Source organism: Curtobacterium sp. MCPF17_018 (assembly GCF_003234135.1).
In the GTDB taxonomy this organism is placed as follows: Bacteria; Actinomycetota; Actinomycetes; order Actinomycetales; family Microbacteriaceae; genus Curtobacterium; species Curtobacterium flaccumfaciens.
Map to the genome: position 1 here is coordinate 15,503 of NZ_QKSJ01000019.1, position 20,732 is coordinate 36,234.

Below are 20,732 nucleotides of genomic sequence, written 5' to 3' on the forward strand. Positions count from 1 at the left end.
CTCGGTATGGATCAGCGGCCGAGCTTGCTGCGGAGCATCCGGACGGCGTTGCCGATCTCACCGTTCTTCGCGACGACGAGGGCTCCGAAGTACACGGCAACCATCGCGGCGCCGGTGAGGATGATCGTGATGAGGGCACCGGTGCGGTCGGACATCGCGAACCCGGCTTCTGAGAACGCGCCGAAGAAGTTCACGACGAGGAGCCCGACCACCCCCGAGATCAGCGCGGCGATCACGAACTGGACGTGCGACCGGGTGATGACCGGTCCCTCGATGCTGCCGAGCCGCTTACGGACGAGCACGAGTGCGACGATCGTCTGCGCCGACCCCGCGATGGTGGTGCAGGCGGCGACCCCGATGCCGATGACCGAGGTGGGGAACGTCGACACCGCCAGGGCTCCGATGACGAACAGCACCGACTGGATGCACTGCATCAGGAACGGCGTCCGGTGGTCGTGCATCGCCCAGAAGACCCGCTGGATCACGAACAGCATGCTGAACAGGACGAGTCCGGGCATGTAGGCGACGAGCACGGCGCCGACCTGCAGGGCGCTTTCGAACGTGCCCTCGTACAGGCGGCCGAACGGGACGGCGACGACGATCAGCGCGACCGAGGCGAAGACGGTGAAGAGCCCGACGATGCGCAGGGACAGCGACAGGTTGCGGCGGACGGCGTCGAGGTCGCCACGTTCGGCGTCGTGGCTCATGCGGGTGAAGTACGCCGTCGCGATGGAGACCGTGATGATCGAGTGCGGGAGCATGAAGATGAGCCACGCGTTGCCGAGCACGGCGTTGCCGGGCCCGTCGTCCTGACCCTTCCAGGCGACCGCAGACTGCACGATCCCGGCGATCTGGGTCACGAGGATCATCGCGAAGAGCCAGCCGGCGGCGGTGCCCGTGGACTTGAGACCGACCCCGCGCCAGCGGAAGTCCGGTCGGAACGACAGGCCGGCGCGCTTCCAGAAGAACGGCAGGAACGCCGCCTGGGCGAAGACGCCGAGGGACGCGCTGCCCGCGAGGACCGCGATCTTGACCGGCGTCCACTCACCGACGTCACTGTGCCCGCTGCCGAACAGCGCGATGAAGACGATGAGGCCGGCGATCGCGATGACGTTGTTCAGCAGTGGTGCCCACGTGAACGGCCCGAAGACCTGCTTCGCGTTGAGGACCTCGCCGAGCAGGGAGTACATCGCGTAGAAGAGGATCTGCGGGAGGCACCAGAAGGCGAAGGCGATGGCGAGGTCGGTGGCGGCCGGACCTCGGCTGTCGGACGACGTCGTGTACAGCCGCACGAGGAGCGGCGCGAGTGCCGTCGCCACGATCGTGATGACGATGAAGACGGAACCACCGAGCGTCACGATCTTGTTGACGTACGCCTGCCCGCCGTCCGTGCCGGTCTTCATCGCGCGGACGATCTGCGGGATGAGCACGGCCGACAGCAGACCGCCCGCGATGAGCGCGTAGATGTTGTTCGGCAGCTGGTTCGCGACGGCGAAGGCGTTGGCCGAGGGGCTCGCATTCTGCCCGATCGCGTACGCCAGCACGAAGGTCTTCGCGAAGCCGAGGATGCGGCTCACCATCGTGCCGGCGGCGAGCATCGCGCTCGCCCGGCCGAGGCTGCGCTCGGCGACCGGCTCGGCGTCGACGTCGGGCTGGGGCTGGCTGGCGCTGATGGTCGGCTCCTCGGGGTCGCGGTCGTCCGCGACGGTGCTGCGTGGGGCGTCGGACGGGAGGCCCGGCTCGGTTCCGGCGCGCGCGATGGCGTCCTGCAGGGGGCCCTGGTTCACCGCCGCGGCCGCGCTGGGAGTGGGGGCCGCTCCGGAGGGGTGATCCGTGCCTCCAGGCCGGGTGGTGGCCGCCTGCGCGCCCCCGACCGTCGGCTGGACCGCCAGGGGGCGGTTCGGGTCGTCGTCGTCCTCGTCGTCGAGCTCGCCGTTGCGGCGGCGGATGCGCTTGCGGATGCTGCGGAAGATGCCGAAGCCGAAGATGCCGATCAGGGCGATCGCGGCGACGGCGGTGATGACCGTCTCCCACTGGGCCTGCACGTTCAGCTCGACGGTCGCGGGCTGGGCCACGGCGACGCCGGTCGGGCTCGAGAGCGACATCGTCAGCTCGACCTTGCCGTTCGCGACCGACTGCACGGGGACGGTGGCGCGGGTGGAAGAGTCGGGCTGGATCTCGACGACGATGTCGTTGCGGACCACCCGCAGCGCCGAGTTGGACGGCTGCACGGACAGGTGCACCGTGACCGGGTAGTCGGAGCTGTTGCGGATGGACACCGGCAGGGACGACCGGTCGCCGAGCAGGGTGAGGCTGCTCGAGTCGACGATGCCGACCTCGGTGGTGCTCTTCGCCCAGGCGGCCGTGCGGGCGTCGACCGCGGCGGCGAACCCCTGGTCGTCGTCGCGCCACGCGTTCGAGGCGAGCGCGAGCAGACGGAGCCGGGCCGGGGCGGTGAGCTGGTTCGGGTCGCCGAGGACCGTCGCGAACGCGGAGAGCCCCTGTTCTCCGCGCACGAGTCGCCGGAGCTGGTCGATGCGGGCTTCGCCGGTGGACGCGCTCGCGAGCGTGAGCGACCCGGCGACGGCCTCCGAAGCGGTGGAGAGGTCGGCCGGGGCGACCCAGGCGGTGCTCTCGAGGGCGTCCAGCGCCTGGCTGAGCCGCGTGGAGTCGGACGGCCACTCGCGCCCGAGGGTCAGCAGGATCGGGCCCGTGGCGGTGGCGGCACGGGCCGAGGTGGCGAGCGTCGCGGTGAGCTCGGACATCGCCGACGAGAAGGTCTGCCGGTCGGTGGCGGCCGCGGCTCGGCGGAGCATCGACGACATCGACTGGTCGGAGACGAGCACGTGGTCGTCGCCGATCTTCTCGGACGCCGTGATGGTGGTGTCCGCGCCGGCCGAGGTGTTGCCGCTCGAGACGATGGTGGTCTTCGTGCCGGCACGCTCGAGCGCGGGCAGGTCGGCGGAGGACACGGTTCCCTCGGTCGGCCAGGCGATCGAGTCCATCGAGTACGGGAAGTCGAGCAGGGACTCCGTGGTCGGCAGGGTCTCCTGCGCCTGGTCGGCAGCGTCGCCGGTCGTGGCACCGTCGCTCGAGGTCTCGGTGGGCGCCGGGGACGAGGTCTGCCCCGGCGTGGCCGTCGGTGTCGGAGCCGGGGTCTCGGCGCCGGGGAAGTTCTCGGACTCGACGGACTGGTCGAGGGAGATCGGCGACAGGATGCCGTCGGATCCGGCCTGGCGGAGGCCGGTGACGTCAGCGTCGGCGTAGGGCAGCGCGAAGGTCTCGTTGCGCAGTGCTTCGAGACGCTGCAGCCAGGTGGTCGCGCTCGACGGGGCGTTGTCGCCGAGGATCCGGATCGAGGCGATGATCCGAGGGTCGACGGCCACGGCGACGTTGTGGTCCTCGGCCGCGTCGAGCTGCTGCGTGAGGGTGCCGTCCACCGAGGTCGCGGCGGCCAGCACCGGGGCGGTGAGGACGCCGTCGGTCGACTTGGGCACCGTGACCGGCATCGCGACGGAGACGCTGACCGGGGCCTGTTCGAAGTCCGGGTACCAGGTGATCGCGGAGCGGTCGACGGCGAAGGCGTCACCCGCCGTGTACTCGGCAGCGATGCGGCGGGCGCCGAACGAGGAGTACCCGCCGAGCGCGACGTTGCCGGAGACGATGTCGACCGAGTCGATGGTGATCGAACGGTGCGCCGGGATCGCCGGGATGTCCACCGAGTCCATCGGGGCGCCGAGGTAACCGGTTGTGGTGGTGTCGCTGAGCCAGCTCGCCAAGACATCGCGCGTGCTCACCGAGCGGAAGATGTCGAACTCCGCGGTGCCGGCCGGCAGGGCCGTGTCGGTGTCGTTCGTGACGGTGACCGACAGGGTGAGGTCCTGGTCGCGCTCGACGACGCCGCGGTTCGCCGGGGCGATCGAGATGGTCGCCTTGCCCGCGTCGGCGGCGGCCGGCTCGGCGACGTGGCTCTTGGCTGCGGACACCGTGGCGGCCGAGGCGTGATCGGTGGTGACGGGCGCGACGACCAGGCCGAGCGCGACGAGGGTCGACGCGGCTGCGGCGAGCGTGGTGCGGAGCATCTGCATACGGGGAGCGGGCCACGGGGTCGGTTCGGGCCGAGCACGAGTGTATGAGGCGCGACCATGAACAGGTCCCGTGCGCGCGCGGCTCGTGGAGAACTCAGGGCCTCGATCTGGGAGGATGAGCACCGTCATGCAGTCCGTTGCCCAGGCCGTCGAACGACTCGACGCACTCGCCACCACCGAGCCCGTCGACCTCCTCGCTCGGGCCTTCGCCGACGCCGGACACGAACTCGCCCTCGTCGGCGGCCCCGTCCGTGACGCGTTCCTCGGCCGTCCGGTGACCGATCTGGACTTCACCACCGACGCGCGGCCGGACGACATCCTGCGGATCGTCGAACCCATCGCGAGCGCCACCTGGGACGTCGGTCGCCAGTTCGGCACCATCGCCGCACGGGTCGCCGGCGAGCAGGTCGAGATCACCACGTACCGCAGCGACGTCTACGACGGCGAGACCCGCAAGCCCGAGGTCGCGTTCGGCGACACCATCGAGGACGACCTGCTCCGTCGCGACTTCACCGTCAACGCGATGGCCCTGCGACTGCCGGCCCGCGAGCTCGTCGACGTGCACGGCGGCGTCGAGGACCTGCTCGCCGCACGGCTCCGGACGCCCCAGACCGCGGTCGTCTCGTTCCGCGACGACCCCCTGCGGATGATGCGCGCCGCACGGTTCACCTCCCAGCTCGGTTTCACCGTCGACGACGACGTGCGCGCCGCGATGCAGGAGCTCGTCGCGTCGATCGACATCGTGTCCGCCGAGCGGGTCCGCGACGAGCTCGTCAAGCTGCTCAACACGGACGACCCGGTCCCCGGCCTCCGGCTGCTCGTCGACACCGGGCTCGCCGAGCGGTTCCTGCCGGAGCTGCCCGAGATGCGGCTCGAGGTCGACGAGCACCACCACCACAAGGACGTCTACGAGCACTCGCTCACCGTGCTCGAGCAGGCCATCGGGTACGAGGCCGAACGGCACGCCGGTGATCCCCCGGACACCGTGCTGCGGCTCGCCGCGCTGCTGCACGACATCGGCAAGCCCGCGACGCGCAAGCTCGAGCACGGCGGCGCCGTGAGCTTCCACCACCACGACCTGGTCGGTTCGAAGATGGCGAAGAAGCGACTCCGTGCGCTCCGCTTCGACAACGACACCATCGCCGCGGTGTCCCGCCTGATCGAGCTGCACCTGCGCTTCTTCGGGTACACCGAGGGCGCCTGGACCGACTCCGCCGTCCGCCGTTACGTCCGTGACGCCGGACCCCAGCTCGAACGGCTGCACGAGCTCACCCGGTCGGACGTCACCACCCGCAACCGCCGCAAGGCCGACCGGCTGGCGTTCGCCTACGACGACCTCGAGGACCGCATCAAGACCCTCTCCGAGCAGGAGGAGCTGGAGTCGATCCGTCCGGACCTGACCGGCGACGACATCATGAGGATCCTCGACATCCCGCCGGGGCGTGCCGTGGGCGAGGCCTACCGGTTCCTGCTCGAGGCCCGGATGGACGAAGGACCCCTCGGGCCGGAGACGGCCGAGGAGCGCCTGCGCGAGTGGTGGGGCGCCCGAGGCGACACCGGCGCCTGAGACACCAGCGCCTGAGACGCGACCGCCTGACGGGCGGAACCGCTGTCCACAGGCCGGTGGCGCGCCTCCAGGCAGTCCGGTAGGCTACCCAGGTTGCCCCTCGCGCACCTGCGTGGTCTGGGGCACATGCATCAACCCTCCTGCCCCGGGAACCGCCCGGGGCCGCTGAGACCAGAGGAGGTGGGTTCCGCATGCACCAGTACGAACTGATGGCGATCCTCGACCCCGAGATCGATGAGCGCACCGTCGCTCCCAGCCTGGACAAGTTCCTGGCAGTGATCCGCAACGCGGGTGGCACCGTCGACAACGTGGACGTCTGGGGCCGTCGCCGGCTCGCTTACGAGATCGCGAAGAAGTCCGAGGGCATCTACGCCGTCGTCGACTTCACGTCGACGTCCGAGGCCGCCAAGGAGCTCGACCGTCAGCTCGGTCTCTCCGAGGCCGTGCTCCGCACGAAGGTCCTCCGCGCTGAAGAGGGCATCGCGCAGGTCGCCGCCCAGAAGCAGCGTGACGAGGCTCGTGCGGCCCGCAAGGCCGCCAACGCCTCCGCAACCGCGACCGCGAGCGCCGAGTAACCCGTGGCCGGCGAAACCGTCATCACGGTGGTGGGCAACCTCACCGCGGACCCCGAGCTGCGTTACACGCAGAACGGGCTCGCCGTGGCGAACTTCACCATCGCGTCGACCCCTCGCACGTTCGACCGTCAGGCGAACGAGTGGAAGGACGGCGATGCGCTGTTCCTCCGCGCGAGTGTGTGGCGCGAGTTCGCCGAGCACGTGGCGGGGTCGCTGACGAAGGGCTCGCGCGTCATCGCGCAGGGTCGTCTGCGTCAGCGTTCCTACCAGGACCGTGAGGGCCAGCAGCGCACGAGCATCGAGCTCGAGGTCGACGAGATCGGCCCGTCGCTCCGCTACGCGACCGCACAGATCACCCGTGCAGCGGGTGGCAGTGGCGGCGGTCGTGGCCAGGTCGGCGGCGGCGGCAACGCCCCCGCGGGCAACGGCGGCGGCAACTGGAACAACAACGGTGGCGGTCAGTCGGACGCGCCCTGGTCTCCCCAGGGCGGCCAGCAGGGTGGCGGCAACGCACAGTCGAACGACGTGTGGAGCACCCCCGGCGGCAACTTCGACGACGAGACCCCGTTCTGATCCTCCCGGTTCCGACGGACACACAACTTTTCTTCTAAGGACAAATCACTATGGCTGGAAAGAGCACCGGCGACCGCCGGAAGCCTCGCGGCAAGGGCGGCAAGAACGCTGCTCCCGCGAAGTCGATCAAGGTCGGCGTCATCGACTACAAGGACGTTGCGACCCTTCGCAAGTTCATCTCGGAGCGTGGAAAGATCCGCGCCCGTCGCATCACCGGCGTCTCCGTCCAGGAGCAGCGCCTCATCGCCCGTGCCGTGAAGAACGCCCGTGAGATGGCGCTCCTCCCCTACGCCGGCTCCGGCCGCTGATCGGAGGTCGACACATGTCGAAGCTCATCCTCACCCACGAGGTCTCCGGCCTCGGTTCCGCTGGTGACGTCGTCGACGTCAAGAACGGCTACGCCCGCAACTACCTCATCCCCCAGGGCTTCGCTGTCGCGTGGTCCAAGGGCGGCGAGAAGCAGGTCGAGTCGATCCGTGCCGCGCGTACTGCGCGCGAGCTCGCCACCATCGAAGAGGCACAGGACCTCAAGATGAAGCTCGAGAACGCGACCATCACCCTGTCGGTCAAGGCCGGCAAGGACGGTCGTCTGTTCGGCTCCGTTCGTCCGGGCGACGTCGCTGACGCCGTCCAGGCGCAGGGCGTCGGCTCGCTCGACAAGCGCAAGGTCGAGGTCCCCGCGACCATCAAGACCGTCGGTGACCACGAGGCCACCGTGCGCCTGCGCGAGGACATCACTGCCGTGATCTCGCTCAAGGTCGTCGCTGCCAAGTAGCACTGACGTTCCGCTCCACGACGGGCGGGTCTCCTCCGGGAGGCCCGCCCGTCGTTGCGTTCCGGGGCGGTCGCGCGGCTTGTCCTACGGCTGTCGCCGACATGGTCACGGGCCTGGAGGCGCGGCTCGACTCAGGCTGGCTGGTTACGGTTCAGACGGGGTCGCGCTGGCTGGGAACAGGCCGAGAACTCTTCCCACAGGAGGGGTGCTTGTCAAGTCGTTTTACACAGTGGAAACGTGTCAAATCGGAACCTTCAAGGCGTACTTGAGCCCCACTTTTCCACACACGGTGTGCACCAGGAAACCCCAGGTCAAGCGGTCGAAAGTGTGTTCGCACACCGCTTTTTCCACAGGCTCCTCCACAGTTCTCCACACAGCGTTCCGGCGTGTTCCGCAGCCTCTCCACAGAGTTATCCACAGGGCCGTTTGTTGGGGATAACTCCGGGGCCGTAGCTTGGGCCAGCGACTCGGGATGTCGGTCGCCGAGGGTAGAAACAGGGGTGCGGGTTCCCGCCGGTGGGTGCTGTCCCGCCGGTTCAGGTCCGTGTCGTCAACAGAGGAGAGCGTGTGTCGATCGCACATCTTGAGCCCGCACCGCAGGACTACGCGGAGCGCGGCATGGAACGCACCCCGCCGCACGACATGCTCGCGGAGCAGTCGACCATCGGTGGCATGCTCCTGTCGAAGGACGCCGTCGCCGACGTCATCGAGACCGCCCGCGGTGTGGACTTCTACGTCCCCAAGCACGAGGTCATCTTCGACGCGATCCTGTCGCTCTACTCGCACGGTGAACCCACCGACGTCATCGCCGTCACCGACGAGCTGACCAAGACCGGTCTGCTGTCCCGCGCCGGCGGCGCCGAGTACCTGCACAGCGTCACGAGCATGGTGCCGACCGCCGCGAACGCCGGCTACTACGCCGGCATCGTCGCCGAGAAGGCCGTGCTCCGTCGCCTGGTCGACGCCGGCACGCGCATCGTCCAGATGGGTTACGCGTCGGAGGGTGAGGTCACCGACCTCGTCAACAGCGCGCAGGCCGAGGTCTACAACGTCGCCGGTGGTGTGCAGACCGAGGACTACGTCCCGCTGACCGACGCCATCTCCGCCGCGCTCGATGAGATCGAGGCCGCCAAGGGCCGCGACGGCCAGATGACCGGCGTGCCGACCGGGTTCGCGCAGCTCGACGGCCTGACGAACGGGTTCCACCCCGGACAGCTCATCATCGTCGCCGCCCGACCCGCCCTGGGTAAGTCGACGCTCGCACTCGACCTGTGCCGCGCCGCCGCGATCAAGCACGACCAGACCGCCGCCTTCTTCTCGCTCGAGATGGGTCGCGCCGAGATCGCGATGCGTCTGCTGTCCGCCGAGACCAGCGTGCCCCTGCAGAACATGCGCAAGGGCACCGTGGACTCTCGCGACTGGACCACCATCGCGCAGACCCGCGGTCGCATCAACGACGCCCCGTTCTTCATCGACGACTCCCCCAACATGACGCTCGTCGAGATCCGCGCCAAGTGCCGTCGACTCAAGCAGCAGCACAACCTGAAGCTCGTGGTCATCGACTACCTGCAGCTGATGACCTCGGGCAAGAAGGTCGAGAGCCGCCAGCAAGAGGTCTCCGAGTTCTCGCGTGCCCTGAAGCTGATGGCCAAGGAGCTCCAGGTGCCCGTCATCGCCCTGTCGCAGCTGAACCGTGGTCCGGAGCAGCGTGCCGACAAGAAGCCGGCGATCTCCGACCTTCGTGAGTCCGGCTCCATCGAGCAGGACGCCGACATGGTCATCCTGCTGCACCGTGAGTCGGCGTACGAGAAGGACAACCCGCGTCAGGGTGAGGCGGACCTGATCGTGGCGAAGCACCGTAACGGACCGACGGACACCATCACCGTGGCGTTCCACGGGATGTTCTCGCGGTTCGTCGACATGCCGCAGTAGGCGTTCGTGTCGTCCGCCAGCTAACTTGTCCGACTGCCACGCAACGTGTCTGAAATACGGACGTGGACACGATGTTCGGAGTACGGACGGGCCACGCTGACTAGGGGTCGGCTAGGTCTTCGTGCGTCGCGAGGCGTCCGTATGGCGTGCGGGAAGTGAGATGGTTCGCGGACCACCTATGTGGGACGGGTTCGCCCCGGAGCAGGGCCGTAGGAGTCCGGAGCAGCCCGGAAGCACCCGTTGTCCGCTGGAGTACCGGCTACCGGGACACCATGGTTTGATCGGTCGTGCGCTCGCAGGGCGCGAAGTTCGAGGACAGGAAGGCATCGGATGGCTGAGTTCTTCAACTCACCCCATCCGGTCGCAGAGATGGGGCTCGGGGCGGTTTTCGTCATCATGGGCGTCGTCGTCGGACCGGTGGTCGCGGTTCCGGAAGATCGCGTGAATCAAGGACCTCTGAACATGATTCCGACGCCGGTGCTGGTCGGTGTGCTCGTCGTATGTGGGGCCGTCGTGTTCGCGCAAGGGCTCGGCACTTGGATCAAGCGGAAGCGCGGGAGGTAGGGGCCGGTCGAGGATCGTCTATCTGGGCGCCCTGCTTAGCTAGCGCCGAGGTCGGCCGTATCCCGCTGGACGACCGGCTGACGGGCGGCCGAACATGGCTACATGCGCACGATCTCCAGATCGTGGAGCTGCGCCGACGTGGCAGTGCTGTCTGTCTGCGACAGCCACTTGCACACCGGCTGCAGGCTCACGAGAACACGAGAATGAAGCCGAGGATCGCGGCGGCGAGGGGCAGCGCGGTCAGGACGATTGCCGCAATGGGAGATTCCTTGCGGCGGACGTGAACAGCGATCGCTCCGGCCATGATCACGGTCAGGGCGACGCCGGCGACGGGGCTGAGGGCAGGGGCGATCCGGGTCGCGATGGGGAGGACGAGACCGGTTGCTCCGACGACTTCTGCGAGGGCGATGAGCTTGACGGTGGTGTTGGAGTAGTCCTCGATCCAGCCCATTCCGGCTTCCTTGAGGGCCGATATTGGGCGGATCAGCTTCATCAGGCCTGCGCCGAAGAAGGCGACTGCGGCGAGACCTGCAACGATCCAAAAAGTGATGGCCATGCGTTGTATCTCCAGGTGGGGTGATGGTGTCCAACGGGGTGCTCGATCGAGGAGCGTCGCCGCGGCGGGGGTCAACCCCGCAGGTCAGTCGATGGTGATGACGAGATTTCCGCCGCCGGAGGTGGGGGCGGTTTCCAGCTCCGCGAGGGCGGGGATGGCGTCGTCGAGGGTGACGGCACGAGCGATGCGGGTGACGATCTCGCCTCGTCGGGCGGCGTCGGCGACGCGCTGAAGGTCGTCGCTGTCGGGGCGGGCCATGAACGCGTTGTAGGGGCCGGGTAGGACGCTTCGGGCGAACTTTGATGCCGCGGGGACGATGTCGATGATGCATCCGTGGAGGGTGAGCATCTGGCGTGCGACGCCGTAGGGCAGGGTCCCTGCCGTGTCGAAGACCACGTCGAACCGGCCGGTGTACGGAACAGGATCTGTGTCGAACGTGACGACTGGGTCGACGCCGAGGTGGCGGGCTTCGGCTTCCGTTCCCGACCGGCAGCTGCCGGCCACGGTCGCGCCTGCCGCGAGTGCGACCTGGACGGCGATTCGTCCAACTCCGCCGAGGCAGCCGTTGATGAAAATGCGCTGTCCAGGTCGGAGCTTGCCGGCCGCAGTGACCGCCTGGTAGGCGGTGAGGCCGGCCACCGGCAGGGTTGCGGCATGTTCGAAGGAGAGGTCGTCGGGCTTGGAAGCGACGGATCGCTCGTTGGCGATCACGAACTCCGCGAACGCTCCTGCATGCTGCAGGCGCGCCGCGCCGAGGACCGCGTCGCCTACCCGAAAGCGGGTGACGCCCTCTCCGACCTGTTCGACGACACCGGCGAAATCGTGGCCGACACCGCGTGGGAACTTCCTGCCGGTCATGACCCGCATCTCGCCGTTACGGATCTTCCAATCCATGGCGTTCGCCGATGCAGCACGCACGCGCACGAGGATCTGGCGTCGACCTGGTTGCGGGATGGCCGCGTCTTCCAACACCAGGACGTCGGGACCGCCGTAGCGGTGGTACTGCAGGCGCCTCATCGCCGCCTGGTCCCAGCGAGCCCGCGGCCTGCGAGGAACCAGCCGACGCCGATCACGGTCAGCATGGGGATGGTGAACTTGAGCTGCGGCCAATTGTCCTCACCGGGCGGGTCCACGCTTGCCGTTCCCGGGTAGAAGAACGCCGAGAGCTGACTGAGCCAGTACGTGCTCGCCGCGAACGCGGCAGCGTCCACGCCCACGCGGCCGGAGCCCGGCCGCCACAAGTTCACCAGGGTCGCCATCGACAACGCGACGCCGGAACTCATGGTCTGCGCGTTGTGGAACTTCGCGTGCGGAGGCCAGGAGTCGTTGTAGATGTGCGTTTCGTTGAAGTCGAACACGTACGGGCCGACCATCTGCGCCGCCGCAGTCGCGGAGACCAGGACTTTGCCCAGCGTCGCCATGCGCATCAGTGCTCATCGCTGGATCCCGTACGGAGGGGCAGGATGACGCGGCTCGCGATCAGCCAGCGGCCTTCGTGCAGGACGACCGTGTCGTCGTAGACGACGCCGTGCACGCCGCCGTGAGCCATGATCATCAGTCCCTTGGACCGCACCGACGCCGTCGACTCCCCCGTCTCCGAGATGACGATGTTCGTCACGAAGTGCGACAGCGGTGCGTGCCCGGAGGCGAACAGCTCCCCCGCCGCGGTTCGCAGGGCGTCCAGACCCTCGAAGGCGCCCATCCCGGAACTGGTCATGTCGTACGTGGCGTCGGGGGTGAACACCTCACGGAGTTGATCCAGGGCGTTCTCGTCGACCACGAACGCCTGGCGCGAGAGAGTCTCGGAGATTTGAAAGCGATCGTCTGCAGAGAGCATTGCTCCTCCTTGTTTGGTACTCAGTACCGTAGCACACCCCGTTCAAGTTGGAACCAAGTCCGGCACATGCTGGTAAGATGAAGCCGTGGCCGAACCAACCGCCGAAGCAGACACGACCCCGCTGACCCTGGTCGAACGGAAGCAGCGTGCCGCGCGGAGCCGGATCATCGACGCCGCAGATGAGTTGTTCGCCGAGCGAGGCTTCGACGCGGTCTCGGTCACGGACATCGCCGAACGGGCCGAGGTCGGCCGGACGACGTTCTTCCGACACTTCGGCGACAAGACGGAAGTCGTCTTCGCCAAAGAGCAGTCCATGTTCGACGCGATCACTACCGTTGCATCCGCTCTTTGGGACCCCGCGCCACCCGTGCAAACCCTCGGAGACGCCCTGAGTGCGCTCGAACCGCTTGTCCTCCAACTCTGCGCACAAGCGATCTCGGACCTCGCCACGTACCGGCGGCACACAATGCTTCTCGACGCGCACGAGGAGCTGCGGGCGCGCGAAGCGGTCAAGCACCAGTACATCGCGAACGAGTTCACGAAGGCGCTCATCATGCAGAACGCCCCCGTTGACGTCGCCACCATCGCAGGGCAACTCGGGGTCGCCTGCTACAACAGCGGTCGGATCCTGGCCAGCGACCCCGCCGACCTGGTGGAAGGGACCGCAGCTGCCTTCCGGAAAGCACTTGCCATGCAATCTGCAGGCTCGAACTAGTCAAGCTCGCGATCGTCTACTGGGCGGTCCTCGTCTGGACGAGTAGGGAGAGGCCGAATACGAGCACTCCCAGGCCGAGCGGAACAAGGATGCCCAGGAACGGCGTCGTCGCTCTTTGATCAGCGAGCATCATCGCAATCCAGAAGAACGCGATGATGCCTGTTCCCACGGCCACCAGCGCAGCCACGACAAGCGCAGCGCTCACGCGCGAGCGCGGCTTGACGACGCCAAAACGGCCGTGACGTGCAAACGGAAACGCTCTCGAGACCCGCGACCGGTAGTGGATCGACTGCCGGACACGGACTGTGGGAGCACCGTTGCGGTGACCGTGCCGCTGTCTTCTGAGACCGAGATGCTCGGTCGCGCGGTCAGCCGTCGCTGACGTCCTCGCGCAGGTTCGGGTCGAGGTTCCCGGTCCACACATTCGCTGCGAGTTCGTGCAACCCGGAGGGGTCGGACGCCGTATACCCATCCGACACGAGTGCCGTCTGGTGGCCGGCATCATCGATCATGCTCGTGACGACGGTCGCTGGCTCGACTGTTCGACCGGCGGAGACTGCCCAGTTCCCGGCACTGTTCGGATCTCCGTTCCGGGCGATCAAGCACACACCACCGCTCGCTGTGGCGGCGATCCAGTACCTGGTTGCGTCCCGCTCTACGACGAAGCGCTGACTGTCCGGCACGATCTCCTCCGGCTCGAACACATCGTCATCGGGGAGCGCGTCGGCGGATGTGGCGGGACGCGCGAGGACGGCGAAGTGCCGGGATGCCAGTTCGATCGGGTCGACGGAAAGAGCAACCGACGTCCGGGTGGCGGACGGAGACGCCTTTGGTGCCGGTCCTCCATCGGTGCAGCCTGCGGTGGCCATGGTCAGGCTGATGGTCGCCGCGACGGCGGATGCAATGACGACCGTCCGTGCTGTTCGTGTCCTTCGTTTCATGTTTCCCCTCAATGCAGAAACTAGCAGCGGCCGGCGGCCTGCGGGATCCGTCCAAGTCCCGGCACTGGCTCCTGCGCCGCGGAGGCTTTGAAGGGCAAAGCCCCGACGTTCGTTGGCCGATCCGTTACCGGCCAGTGGCTACCAGGACCGGACTTCGGACGAGTCGGTGACCGAACCCCGCCGTGCGACCGCTGGCCGTGGGATCCTTCCAACGGCCCGTTCGAAGTCGTACGGACGTCGGTCGGACCAGCAGCGAGTGGGGATCCGCGGTGTCTGAAGACGGAGTGGTGCGGCGCGACAGTCGGGGCGGTTCGCGGTGGTCACGCCTGCAGCTGGGGGAACGTCCCGCGCGCCCACACCAGGTTGATGGAGAACGACGTGACGAGCCAGGTGTCGCCGTGACGGGTCAGGCGGCCGCGCCAGACGTTCGATCCCTCGAAAGCCGGCGTGTGCGCCTCGTCGCAGAAGATTGCGGTGACGTTGCCGCGAACTTCCGCCTGGTCTCCCGCGATATCGGCTAGGACGCCGGAGATGAGGTGCTGCGTGGCGACCACCGGTTCGTGAACGGCGCGGATTTGCTCGACCACCAAGTCGGCGCCGACAGTGACACCCATGACCGTCGTCGCCTCCACGTCGCTCGCATACATCTGGTGGAGATCGTCGAAGCGGTGGTCGTCGATGGCGGCGAAGATGCGGGAGATGATGTCGGACGGTGTGCTTGACATGAAAAGCCTCTCTTACTGTTGGGATCCCAACGTTGGAAACCCAACGATACATGGAAGAGAGAGTTTCGCCTACCGTGGAGAACATGGCTGACCGGGAGATTCCGGAGCGACTGAGTTCGCTCCCGAGCTGGCTGCTCGTCGAGGCTGCGGCGCGAGCAACACGCGTCGTGTCGGAGCTCACCACCGAGGCCGGCGTCCCGAAGGCGGCGTACCCGATCCTTGCCGTGCTCGAGGCGGCTGGTCCGCTCAGCCAAGCCGAAGTCGGCCGACGCGTCCGGATCGACCGCAAAGACCTCTCGGGGTACGCTGCCCGGCTCGAGCAGCTCGGCTTGGTCACGCGGCGTCCTGACCCCGTAGACGTGCGACGCAACCTGCTCGAGAACACGCTCGCGGGGACGGAGCTCCTCAGGCGGCTTGACCCCGCTTTCGCGGCGGCGCAGGACCAGCTACTGGCTCAGTTGACCTCAGCGGAACGGGTGACGTTGAAGCGGCTGCTCGATCTCATCACCACTGAAGTCGCCCACTAGCTGCAGGCCCTTCGACCCGGCAGCGACTCTTGTCATCGCGACGACGGCGCTCCTCCCGTGACTGCCCGCCGGATAAATCCAGCAGGCAACCTGCAGCGATGTTCCGTAAGCCGGTGGCTCAACGAACGCGACCGGGCCCGCGTGGCCCCGCCCGGTAGGGGATCGTTGACCGGGCGCGCATGGGGATTGGTGGGATCCTTCCGGTATGCAGGCGAACATCCGACTGGTGACCGTCCAAGGCGAGCAGCAGGGCCGCGATGCGGACCTGGACCACGTGCAACAGTTCGAGGTTGAGACGAACGCTGGCCACAGGTCGTCGTCGCGTGTCAGGGCCCTCCTGTTGGTGCGCCGTCGGACTGGGATGTGTTCAGCGCAGAGGATGGCCGCCAGGTAGGTCATGTGCGTCTGCTCGGGGCGGGCATGCCAGGCGCTACGACCTACCGATTCAAGAAGGCTGGAGCGCTCTTCGCCGGCGGGAAGCAGATGGACCTCTGGAACGCGGTGCAATCGCTCCTGGAGTGACTCACGACCGGTAGCCGATCGACTACCGGGAGACGCCGGGAGGCCGCGATACGTCAAGGTGTCGGCGGCGAACACGCGACCATTTCGGCAAGATCGAAAGCATGCGTTCTCTCGCTATCACCCTGTTCATCATTGGCGCACTGCCGTTCGCGAGCGGCATCGTCTACTACCTCGTCGACTACCGCCGAACAGGCGAGCTCTACCGGGAAAAGCTTCCGTGGTTCCCGATCATCATCAGCTGATGGGTGCTCGCCGCCGCCGGGTGCTAATCGGGATGTTCACCACACCGGGGTAGGGGTTCGGGTGAGCATGGAGCCAACCGCCCCGCATCGTGCCGGCTGGGGCCAGGCCAATGACGTCACTTGCGTCGTCCTCGTGTGAAGGCGAGGACCCCGCCAACCGCCACGAGCGCCAGGACGATGACGATCCAAATGGGAAACGGCATGCTTCCGCCAGGGGTCATCACTGCCAGGTAGTGAGAGGTAGGGGTGAACACGACGCTCCGATCGATCGGAACCCGAGGTTATCCCTCGTCCAGCCGCCTTCTCAGGCTAGTTCTTCCGCTCCCGCGCCGCCCGGTAGTTGATCGGCGTGCGGGATCGCTCGGGCCAAGCCCGCCCGAGAACCGACGGCGACGAAGCCCGGCCACCCACGGTGGCCGAGCCTTGGCACGGGAGGTGCCCGGGTGAGCCTTCGCCTTCAGGATCGCAAAAGCTGGTTGCACGTATCGCTCCTCTGATCGAATGATGACGACAGCTGAACCGGTCCGGCCCGTGATCACCGGCCGCCCACACGAGCGCACCTGAGCGCTAATCCTTTCTCTGCCGACGCGAGGAGCACCGGGTCGGCTGTCCGTCGGAGTTCGACGGCACATCGACGTGTTAGGTTGTGCACAATCTAATGGAGCACAACGTAAAACTGACCAGCTGGATCGACGTCGTCACCGGGGGCCTGCTCGCCGGGCACGGCATCACCACGGTTCGCCGCACCCAACTGCGCGCACGAGCCCAGCAGATGCAGCGCCGGGGCTTCGAGCCGGGCGTCCCGCACGCACTCGGCGTCCCGGCTCTGGAAGTCCTGTCCGGGCTCGGACTCGCTGCTGCAGCGTTCCGCCGTGCCCCCGGGATCGACCTGGTCGGCATCGGCTCCACCATCGCGGCGACCGCCCTCGGCGCGACCCGGTTCGTGATCGACCTCGAAGACCGGCAGGTGACGACCACGACCGGTGCTGCCGGGGCACTCGCACTCGTCGGCGGGCTGCGAGTGTTCACCTCGACCCGCGGCCGTCCGGTCGCCCGGGCGCTCACGCTCGGTGCCGCCGCTGCCGCGATCACGTTCGAGGCCGCACGCCGACGCCGAGTCGTCCGCAGCCGCAGCCACTGACCTCGGCTCCCCACTCCACCGAACCCCACCACGACCGTGAGAGGCACCACCCCGATGGCAACCCGCACCCCCGCAGTCCGCTCCACCCGCCCCCGGACCATCGTCCGCATCCTGTTCGGCGCGATGCTCACCTGGGCCGGCATCAGCCACCTGACGGTGGCGCGCGAGGAGTTCCAGGCGCAGGTGCCGAAGTTCGTGCCGCTGCCGACCGACGTCACGGTGATCGCCTCCGGCGTGGTGGAGATCTCGCTCGGGGCTGCGCTGATGCTCCTGGCACGGCGACAGGTGACCGTCGGGTGGGTCGTCGCGGTGTTCTTCCTGGCGGTCTTCCCCGGCAACATCGCGCAGTGGATGCACCACCGCGACGGGTTCGGCCTGGACACCGACACCAAGCGCTTCGTCCGCCTGCTGTTCCAGCCCGTGCTCATCGCCGTCTCGCTGTGGGCGACCAACGCCCTGCGCAAGCGCCGCTGAGCAACGCTGCGCGAGCGCCGCTGACCGACGCTGCACTCGCGCCGCCGCGACCATGGGGCAGAATCGGCCCCATGAGTGGGGACGACATGGACCAGCCGCGCGTGACCGCGGTGAGCAAGGACGGCGAGCACCGGTTCAGCAAGCCGTTGGTCGACGCGGTGACGCTCGTGGCGGGGTGGGGCATCGAGGGTGATGCCCACGCCGGCACGACCGTGCAGCACCGCTCCCGGGTCGCCCGTGACCCCTCGCAGCCGAACCTGCGCCAGGTCCACCTGCTGCACGCCGAGCTGTTCGACGAGGTCGCCGAGGCCGGGTTCAGCGTCGAGCCGGGCCAGATGGGCGAGAACGTCACGACGAGCGGCATCGACCTGCTCGGGTTGCCGGAGGGAACGGTGCTGCACCTCGGTGACGATGCCTCCGTCAAGGTCACCGGGCTGCGGAACCCGTGCCAGCAGATCAACGGCTTCGAGCCGGGGCTCCTGCGTGCCGTGCTCGGTCGCGCCGAGGACGGCACGGTCGAACGCAAGGGCGGCGTGATGAGCGTCGTGCTCACCGGCGGAACGGTCCGGCCGGGCGATCGCATCCGAGTCGAGCTCCCCGCCGGCGAACGACGACCGCTCCAGCCCGTCTGATGACGCAGCCCGTGCGACGCGTCCTGGTACTCGGTGGAACCGGCTGGCTCGGACGGACGATCGTCGACGAGCTGTTGGCCGAGGGTGCCGACGTCACCTGCCTCGCCCGGGGCACGACCGGCAGTGTTCCCGAGGGAGCACGCTTCGTCCAGGCGGATCGAGCCCTGGCGGGCGCGTACGAACAGGCCATCGGCGACTGGGACGAAGTGATCGAGCTCGCCCACGCCCCCGAACTCGTCGCCCCGGCGCTCGACGCCCTCGCCGACCGGGCCGCGCACTGGACCCTGGTGTCGACGGTCTCGGTGTACGCGGACAACGACGAACCGCGCGCCGACGAGTCCGCCCGGCTGGTGGAGCCGAAGGACCCGTCCGCGTACGCCGACGCGAAGGTCCTCGCCGAGCGCATGACGCGGCTCCGGCTCGGGTCACGGCTGCTCATCGCACGCCCGGGGTTGATCGTCGGGCCCGGCGACCCGAGTGACCGGTTCGGGTACTGGCCGGCACGCTTCGATCGCGGTGGGCCGGTGCTGGTGCCGACGACGGCGGAGCGGTTCGTCCAGGTGATCGACGTCGCGGACCTCGCGGCCTGGCTCGTCCGGGCCGGGCGCGACGGGTTCGTCGGCACGGTCAACGCCGTCGGTGCTCCGGTGCCGATGCAGGACTTCTTCCGGTGCGTGGCGGAGGTCACCGGGTTCGACGACGAGCTGGTCGTGGTCGACGACGACGTCCTGCTTGCGCACGACGTGGCCTACTGGGCTGGACCGCGATCGCTCCCCCTGTGGATCCCGGTGTCGGAGGTCGGGTTCGCGCAGCGCTCCGCGGTGGCGTTCACGGACGCCGGCGGGGTGACCCGACCCCTCCGGGACACCGTCGTGCGGGTGCTCGAGGACGAGCGTGCCCGCGGGACGGATCGCCAACGCCGTGCCGGCCTCACCTCGACAGAGGAACGGGCGATCCACACCAGGTAGACGCACGATCCCCACGAGCGAGATCAGGACGCGGCGGCAGCCTGCTCGTACAGACTCGTCGCCAGGTCGTTGAGCACCTCGTGCAGCTCCCCGTTGTGCGCCCCGTCGACGGCCCGGAGCATCGCGGCGTACCGCTCCCGGTAGTCCGCCACGACGTCGTCGCCCGGGGGCAGCAGCCGCAGCAGGGAGCCTCGACGGTCGGACGGGTTCGGTGCGCGTTCGAGCAGGCCGGCGGTGCTCATCCGGTCGATCATGTTCGTCACGGCGCCCGAGGTCAGCCCGAGGTACCCGGCGACCTCGGTCGGCGTGGAGTACCCGGTGTCACTGATGAGCACCAGGGCACGGAGGGCGTTCTCGTGCACGCCGGCACGGGCGCTCAGCTGACTCACCAGACTCGCGTTCGCGCGCACGACGGCGGTGAACGCGGCCATGAGGTCAGCCGCTTCGTCGTCGCTTCGTACTGCTGCCACGAGGGCCTGCTTCCGTGTCGGGTACCGGGGGGACAAGAGCCGTCCCCCGCACTGGGGTAAGTATACGAGTGGTCAACTTGGTGAACCAGTGACTATCTTAACCATTGAAGCAAAACAGCCCGAAGGTCTTGCTTCCCCCAACTTCCTGAAACCACCACCGAACGAAGAGGTACCCCGTGTCCACCAAGCTCCGCACCTCCGCACTGAAGCGGGTCCGCTTCGCCCCCGTGGCGCTCCTCGCGGGTATCTTCGCCGCCGTCCTGCTCTCCCTCTCGCTCACCGGCACCCTCTCCGGGTTCGCGGCGAGCATCACCAACAGCAGCAACACCGCCGCCAGCGGCACGCTGATCATGCAGGAGCAGAACGCCGGCGCGACCGTCACCTGCCTCAGCACGGACGGCGGATCGGTCTCGACGAACTCGGCGACCTGCTCGACGATCAACAAGTTCGGTGGCAGCACGACGATGACCCCGGGCAACACGGTCAACACCGCGATCTCGATCAAGAACACGGGCACCGCGAACGCCAGCACCTTCACGCTCAACCCGGGCGCCACCTGCACCCAGTCGGCGAACGGTTCGGCCAACGGCACCGCGACCGACCTGTGCGCCAAGATGAACCTCGTCATCACCTCCGGCTCGACCACCGTGTTCAGCGGCACCCTCGCCAGCTTCAAGGGTGCGGCGGCGTCGGCCTTCACGATGCCGCAGGCTCCGGCCGCCGGCGCGACCGTCCCCTTCAACTTCGCGGTGACCCTCGACTCCTCGGCCGGCAACACCTACCAGGGCCTCGCCGCCTCGGTCCCGATGACCTGGACCTTCACGGCCTGATCCGGCCCGAACCGGCCTGATCCGGCCTGATCCGACCCCCATCACCCCTCCCCCAGACCGGTGTCGCTGGGCGGACCC

At 68.1% G+C, this 20,732-nt stretch carries 24 protein-coding genes; 15 read left to right on the top strand and 9 right to left on the bottom strand.

Going from position 1 to position 20,732, the window contains the following annotated elements; all coding sequences use genetic code 11:
* Positions 1-11: 11 nt before the first annotated feature.
* On the bottom strand, positions 12-4,082 hold the full coding sequence (locus tag DEJ27_RS17960; protein ID WP_220035400.1) for a DUF6049 family protein: 4,071 nt from the start codon (positions 4,080-4,082) through the stop codon (positions 12-14).
* Between the two features lie 133 nt (positions 4,083-4,215).
* On the opposite strand from DEJ27_RS17960, the gene DEJ27_RS16395 reads away from it, so the two are divergent.
* The 7 genes from DEJ27_RS16395 to DEJ27_RS16425 all read left to right on the top strand — a co-directional run bounded on the left by DEJ27_RS16395 (position 4,216) and on the right by DEJ27_RS16425 (position 10,074).
* Complete coding sequence (locus DEJ27_RS16395; protein WP_111091475.1) at positions 4,216-5,655, top strand: CCA tRNA nucleotidyltransferase; 1,440 nt, start codon at positions 4,216-4,218, stop codon at positions 5,653-5,655.
* Positions 5,656-5,846: 191 nt separating this feature from the next.
* The gene (gene rpsF, locus DEJ27_RS16400; RefSeq protein WP_110862691.1) at positions 5,847-6,230 is read left to right on the top strand and encodes a 30S ribosomal protein S6; all 384 of its coding nucleotides are present in this window, start codon (positions 5,847-5,849) and stop codon (positions 6,228-6,230) included.
* A gap of 3 nt (positions 6,231-6,233) precedes the next feature.
* Positions 6,234-6,803, top strand: coding sequence for a single-stranded DNA-binding protein (locus DEJ27_RS16405; RefSeq protein ID WP_110862690.1), 570 nt, complete (start codon positions 6,234-6,236; stop codon positions 6,801-6,803).
* Positions 6,804-6,853: 50 nt separating this feature from the next.
* Entirely contained in the window at positions 6,854-7,111 is a 258-nt protein-coding gene (gene rpsR, locus DEJ27_RS16410) for a 30S ribosomal protein S18 (protein WP_017887834.1), read from the top strand.
* A gap of 14 nt (positions 7,112-7,125) precedes the next feature.
* Positions 7,126-7,578, top strand: coding sequence for a 50S ribosomal protein L9 (gene rplI / locus DEJ27_RS16415; protein ID WP_027466901.1), 453 nt, complete (start codon positions 7,126-7,128; stop codon positions 7,576-7,578).
* A gap of 567 nt (positions 7,579-8,145) precedes the next feature.
* Entirely contained in the window at positions 8,146-9,510 is a 1,365-nt protein-coding gene (gene dnaB / locus DEJ27_RS16420; RefSeq protein ID WP_031260130.1) for a replicative DNA helicase, read from the top strand.
* Between the two features lie 330 nt (positions 9,511-9,840).
* Positions 9,841-10,074 (top strand): hypothetical protein, encoded by a 234-nt coding sequence (locus tag DEJ27_RS16425; protein ID WP_111091461.1) that lies wholly within the window; start codon positions 9,841-9,843, stop codon positions 10,072-10,074.
* Between the two features lie 187 nt (positions 10,075-10,261).
* Here DEJ27_RS16425 and DEJ27_RS16430 read toward each other — a convergent pair whose 3' ends face one another.
* The 4 genes from DEJ27_RS16430 to DEJ27_RS16445 all read right to left on the bottom strand — a co-directional run bounded on the left by DEJ27_RS16430 (position 10,262) and on the right by DEJ27_RS16445 (position 12,467).
* The gene (locus DEJ27_RS16430; RefSeq protein WP_111091462.1) at positions 10,262-10,630 is read right to left on the bottom strand and encodes a DoxX family protein; all 369 of its coding nucleotides are present in this window, start codon (positions 10,628-10,630) and stop codon (positions 10,262-10,264) included.
* A gap of 84 nt (positions 10,631-10,714) precedes the next feature.
* Positions 10,715-11,647, bottom strand: a complete 933-nt coding sequence (locus tag DEJ27_RS16435) for an NADP-dependent oxidoreductase (RefSeq protein ID WP_111091463.1) — start codon at positions 11,645-11,647, stop codon at positions 10,715-10,717.
* The gene (locus DEJ27_RS16440; protein ID WP_111091464.1) at positions 11,644-12,057 is read right to left on the bottom strand and encodes a DUF6640 family protein; all 414 of its coding nucleotides are present in this window, start codon (positions 12,055-12,057) and stop codon (positions 11,644-11,646) included. The genes DEJ27_RS16435 and DEJ27_RS16440 overlap by 4 nt, the downstream gene beginning before the upstream one ends.
* Complete coding sequence (locus DEJ27_RS16445) at positions 12,057-12,467, bottom strand: nuclear transport factor 2 family protein (RefSeq protein ID WP_111091465.1); 411 nt, start codon at positions 12,465-12,467, stop codon at positions 12,057-12,059. Before DEJ27_RS16445 ends, DEJ27_RS16440 begins: the two co-directional genes overlap by 1 nt.
* 85 nt (positions 12,468-12,552) lie before the next feature.
* On the opposite strand from DEJ27_RS16445, the gene DEJ27_RS16450 reads away from it, so the two are divergent.
* Positions 12,553-13,182 (top strand): TetR/AcrR family transcriptional regulator, encoded by a 630-nt coding sequence (locus DEJ27_RS16450; protein WP_111091466.1) that lies wholly within the window; start codon positions 12,553-12,555, stop codon positions 13,180-13,182.
* Between the two features lie 16 nt (positions 13,183-13,198).
* On the opposite strand, the gene DEJ27_RS16455 is transcribed toward DEJ27_RS16450, so the two are convergent.
* The 3 genes from DEJ27_RS16455 to DEJ27_RS16465 form a co-directional block, all read right to left on the bottom strand.
* A complete protein-coding gene (locus DEJ27_RS16455) occupies positions 13,199-13,387 on the bottom strand; it encodes a hypothetical protein (RefSeq protein ID WP_111091467.1) in 189 nt (62 codons plus the stop codon).
* A 163-nt stretch (positions 13,388-13,550) separates the two neighbouring features.
* A complete protein-coding gene (locus DEJ27_RS16460; RefSeq protein WP_146244713.1) occupies positions 13,551-14,051 on the bottom strand; it encodes a hypothetical protein in 501 nt (166 codons plus the stop codon).
* 392 nt (positions 14,052-14,443) lie between these two features.
* Positions 14,444-14,848: a nuclear transport factor 2 family protein gene (locus DEJ27_RS16465; protein WP_111091469.1), complete on the bottom strand. Its 405-nt coding sequence runs from the start codon at positions 14,846-14,848 to the stop codon at positions 14,444-14,446.
* 83 nt (positions 14,849-14,931) lie between these two features.
* On the opposite strand from DEJ27_RS16465, the gene DEJ27_RS16470 reads away from it, so the two are divergent.
* The 6 genes from DEJ27_RS16470 (at position 14,932) to DEJ27_RS16495 (ending at position 19,354) form a co-directional block, all read left to right on the top strand.
* Positions 14,932-15,375 (top strand): MarR family winged helix-turn-helix transcriptional regulator, encoded by a 444-nt coding sequence (locus DEJ27_RS16470; RefSeq protein WP_181430182.1) that lies wholly within the window; start codon positions 14,932-14,934, stop codon positions 15,373-15,375.
* Positions 15,376-15,998: 623 nt separating this feature from the next.
* Positions 15,999-16,139 carry a hypothetical protein gene (locus tag DEJ27_RS17865; RefSeq protein ID WP_181430183.1) on the top strand — a complete coding sequence of 47 codons (141 nt, stop codon included), beginning with the start codon at positions 15,999-16,001 and terminating at the stop codon, positions 16,137-16,139.
* Between the two features lie 658 nt (positions 16,140-16,797).
* The gene (locus DEJ27_RS16480; protein WP_111091472.1) at positions 16,798-17,280 is read left to right on the top strand and encodes a hypothetical protein; all 483 of its coding nucleotides are present in this window, start codon (positions 16,798-16,800) and stop codon (positions 17,278-17,280) included.
* Between the two features lie 54 nt (positions 17,281-17,334).
* On the top strand, positions 17,335-17,754 hold the full coding sequence (locus DEJ27_RS16485) for a MauE/DoxX family redox-associated membrane protein (protein WP_027466888.1): 420 nt from the start codon (positions 17,335-17,337) through the stop codon (positions 17,752-17,754).
* 71 nt (positions 17,755-17,825) lie between these two features.
* Entirely contained in the window at positions 17,826-18,386 is a 561-nt protein-coding gene (locus tag DEJ27_RS16490; RefSeq protein WP_111091473.1) for an MOSC domain-containing protein, read from the top strand.
* Positions 18,387-18,397: 11 nt separating this feature from the next.
* Positions 18,398-19,354: an NAD-dependent epimerase/dehydratase family protein gene (locus DEJ27_RS16495; protein WP_258370393.1), complete on the top strand. Its 957-nt coding sequence runs from the start codon at positions 18,398-18,400 to the stop codon at positions 19,352-19,354.
* Positions 19,355-19,377: 23 nt separating this feature from the next.
* Here DEJ27_RS16495 and DEJ27_RS16500 read toward each other — a convergent pair whose 3' ends face one another.
* Complete coding sequence (locus tag DEJ27_RS16500) at positions 19,378-19,824, bottom strand: MarR family winged helix-turn-helix transcriptional regulator (RefSeq protein ID WP_146238622.1); 447 nt, start codon at positions 19,822-19,824, stop codon at positions 19,378-19,380.
* Between the two features lie 176 nt (positions 19,825-20,000).
* On the opposite strand from DEJ27_RS16500, the gene DEJ27_RS16505 reads away from it, so the two are divergent.
* Entirely contained in the window at positions 20,001-20,654 is a 654-nt protein-coding gene (locus tag DEJ27_RS16505) for a hypothetical protein (RefSeq protein WP_110862668.1), read from the top strand.
* The last annotated feature ends 78 nt before the right edge of the window (positions 20,655-20,732 follow it).

Coding starts and splice junctions, on each gene's coding strand:
- DEJ27_RS17960 (WP_220035400.1), bottom strand. CDS start 4,082: ATGCTCCGCACCACGCTCGCCGCAGCCGCGTCGACCCTCGTCGCGCTC.
- DEJ27_RS16395 (WP_111091475.1), top strand. CDS start 4,216: ATGCAGTCCGTTGCCCAGGCCGTCGAACGACTCGACGCACTCGCCACC.
- rpsF (WP_110862691.1), top strand. CDS start 5,847: ATGCACCAGTACGAACTGATGGCGATCCTCGACCCCGAGATCGATGAG.
- rpsR (WP_017887834.1), top strand. CDS start 6,854: ATGGCTGGAAAGAGCACCGGCGACCGCCGGAAGCCTCGCGGCAAGGGC.
- rplI (WP_027466901.1), top strand. CDS start 7,126: ATGTCGAAGCTCATCCTCACCCACGAGGTCTCCGGCCTCGGTTCCGCT.
- DEJ27_RS16425 (WP_111091461.1), top strand. CDS start 9,841: ATGGCTGAGTTCTTCAACTCACCCCATCCGGTCGCAGAGATGGGGCTC.
- DEJ27_RS16430 (WP_111091462.1), bottom strand. CDS start 10,630: ATGGCCATCACTTTTTGGATCGTTGCAGGTCTCGCCGCAGTCGCCTTC.
- DEJ27_RS16435 (WP_111091463.1), bottom strand. CDS start 11,647: ATGAGGCGCCTGCAGTACCACCGCTACGGCGGTCCCGACGTCCTGGTG.
- DEJ27_RS16440 (WP_111091464.1), bottom strand. CDS start 12,057: ATGCGCATGGCGACGCTGGGCAAAGTCCTGGTCTCCGCGACTGCGGCG.
- DEJ27_RS16445 (WP_111091465.1), bottom strand. CDS start 12,467: ATGCTCTCTGCAGACGATCGCTTTCAAATCTCCGAGACTCTCTCGCGC.
- DEJ27_RS16460 (WP_146244713.1), bottom strand. CDS start 14,051: ATGGCCACCGCAGGCTGCACCGATGGAGGACCGGCACCAAAGGCGTCT.
- DEJ27_RS16465 (WP_111091469.1), bottom strand. CDS start 14,848: ATGTCAAGCACACCGTCCGACATCATCTCCCGCATCTTCGCCGCCATC.
- DEJ27_RS16470 (WP_181430182.1), top strand. CDS start 14,932: ATGGCTGACCGGGAGATTCCGGAGCGACTGAGTTCGCTCCCGAGCTGG.
- DEJ27_RS17865 (WP_181430183.1), top strand. CDS start 15,999: ATGCGTTCTCTCGCTATCACCCTGTTCATCATTGGCGCACTGCCGTTC.
- DEJ27_RS16480 (WP_111091472.1), top strand. CDS start 16,798: ATGGAGCACAACGTAAAACTGACCAGCTGGATCGACGTCGTCACCGGG.
- DEJ27_RS16485 (WP_027466888.1), top strand. CDS start 17,335: ATGGCAACCCGCACCCCCGCAGTCCGCTCCACCCGCCCCCGGACCATC.
- DEJ27_RS16490 (WP_111091473.1), top strand. CDS start 17,826: ATGAGTGGGGACGACATGGACCAGCCGCGCGTGACCGCGGTGAGCAAG.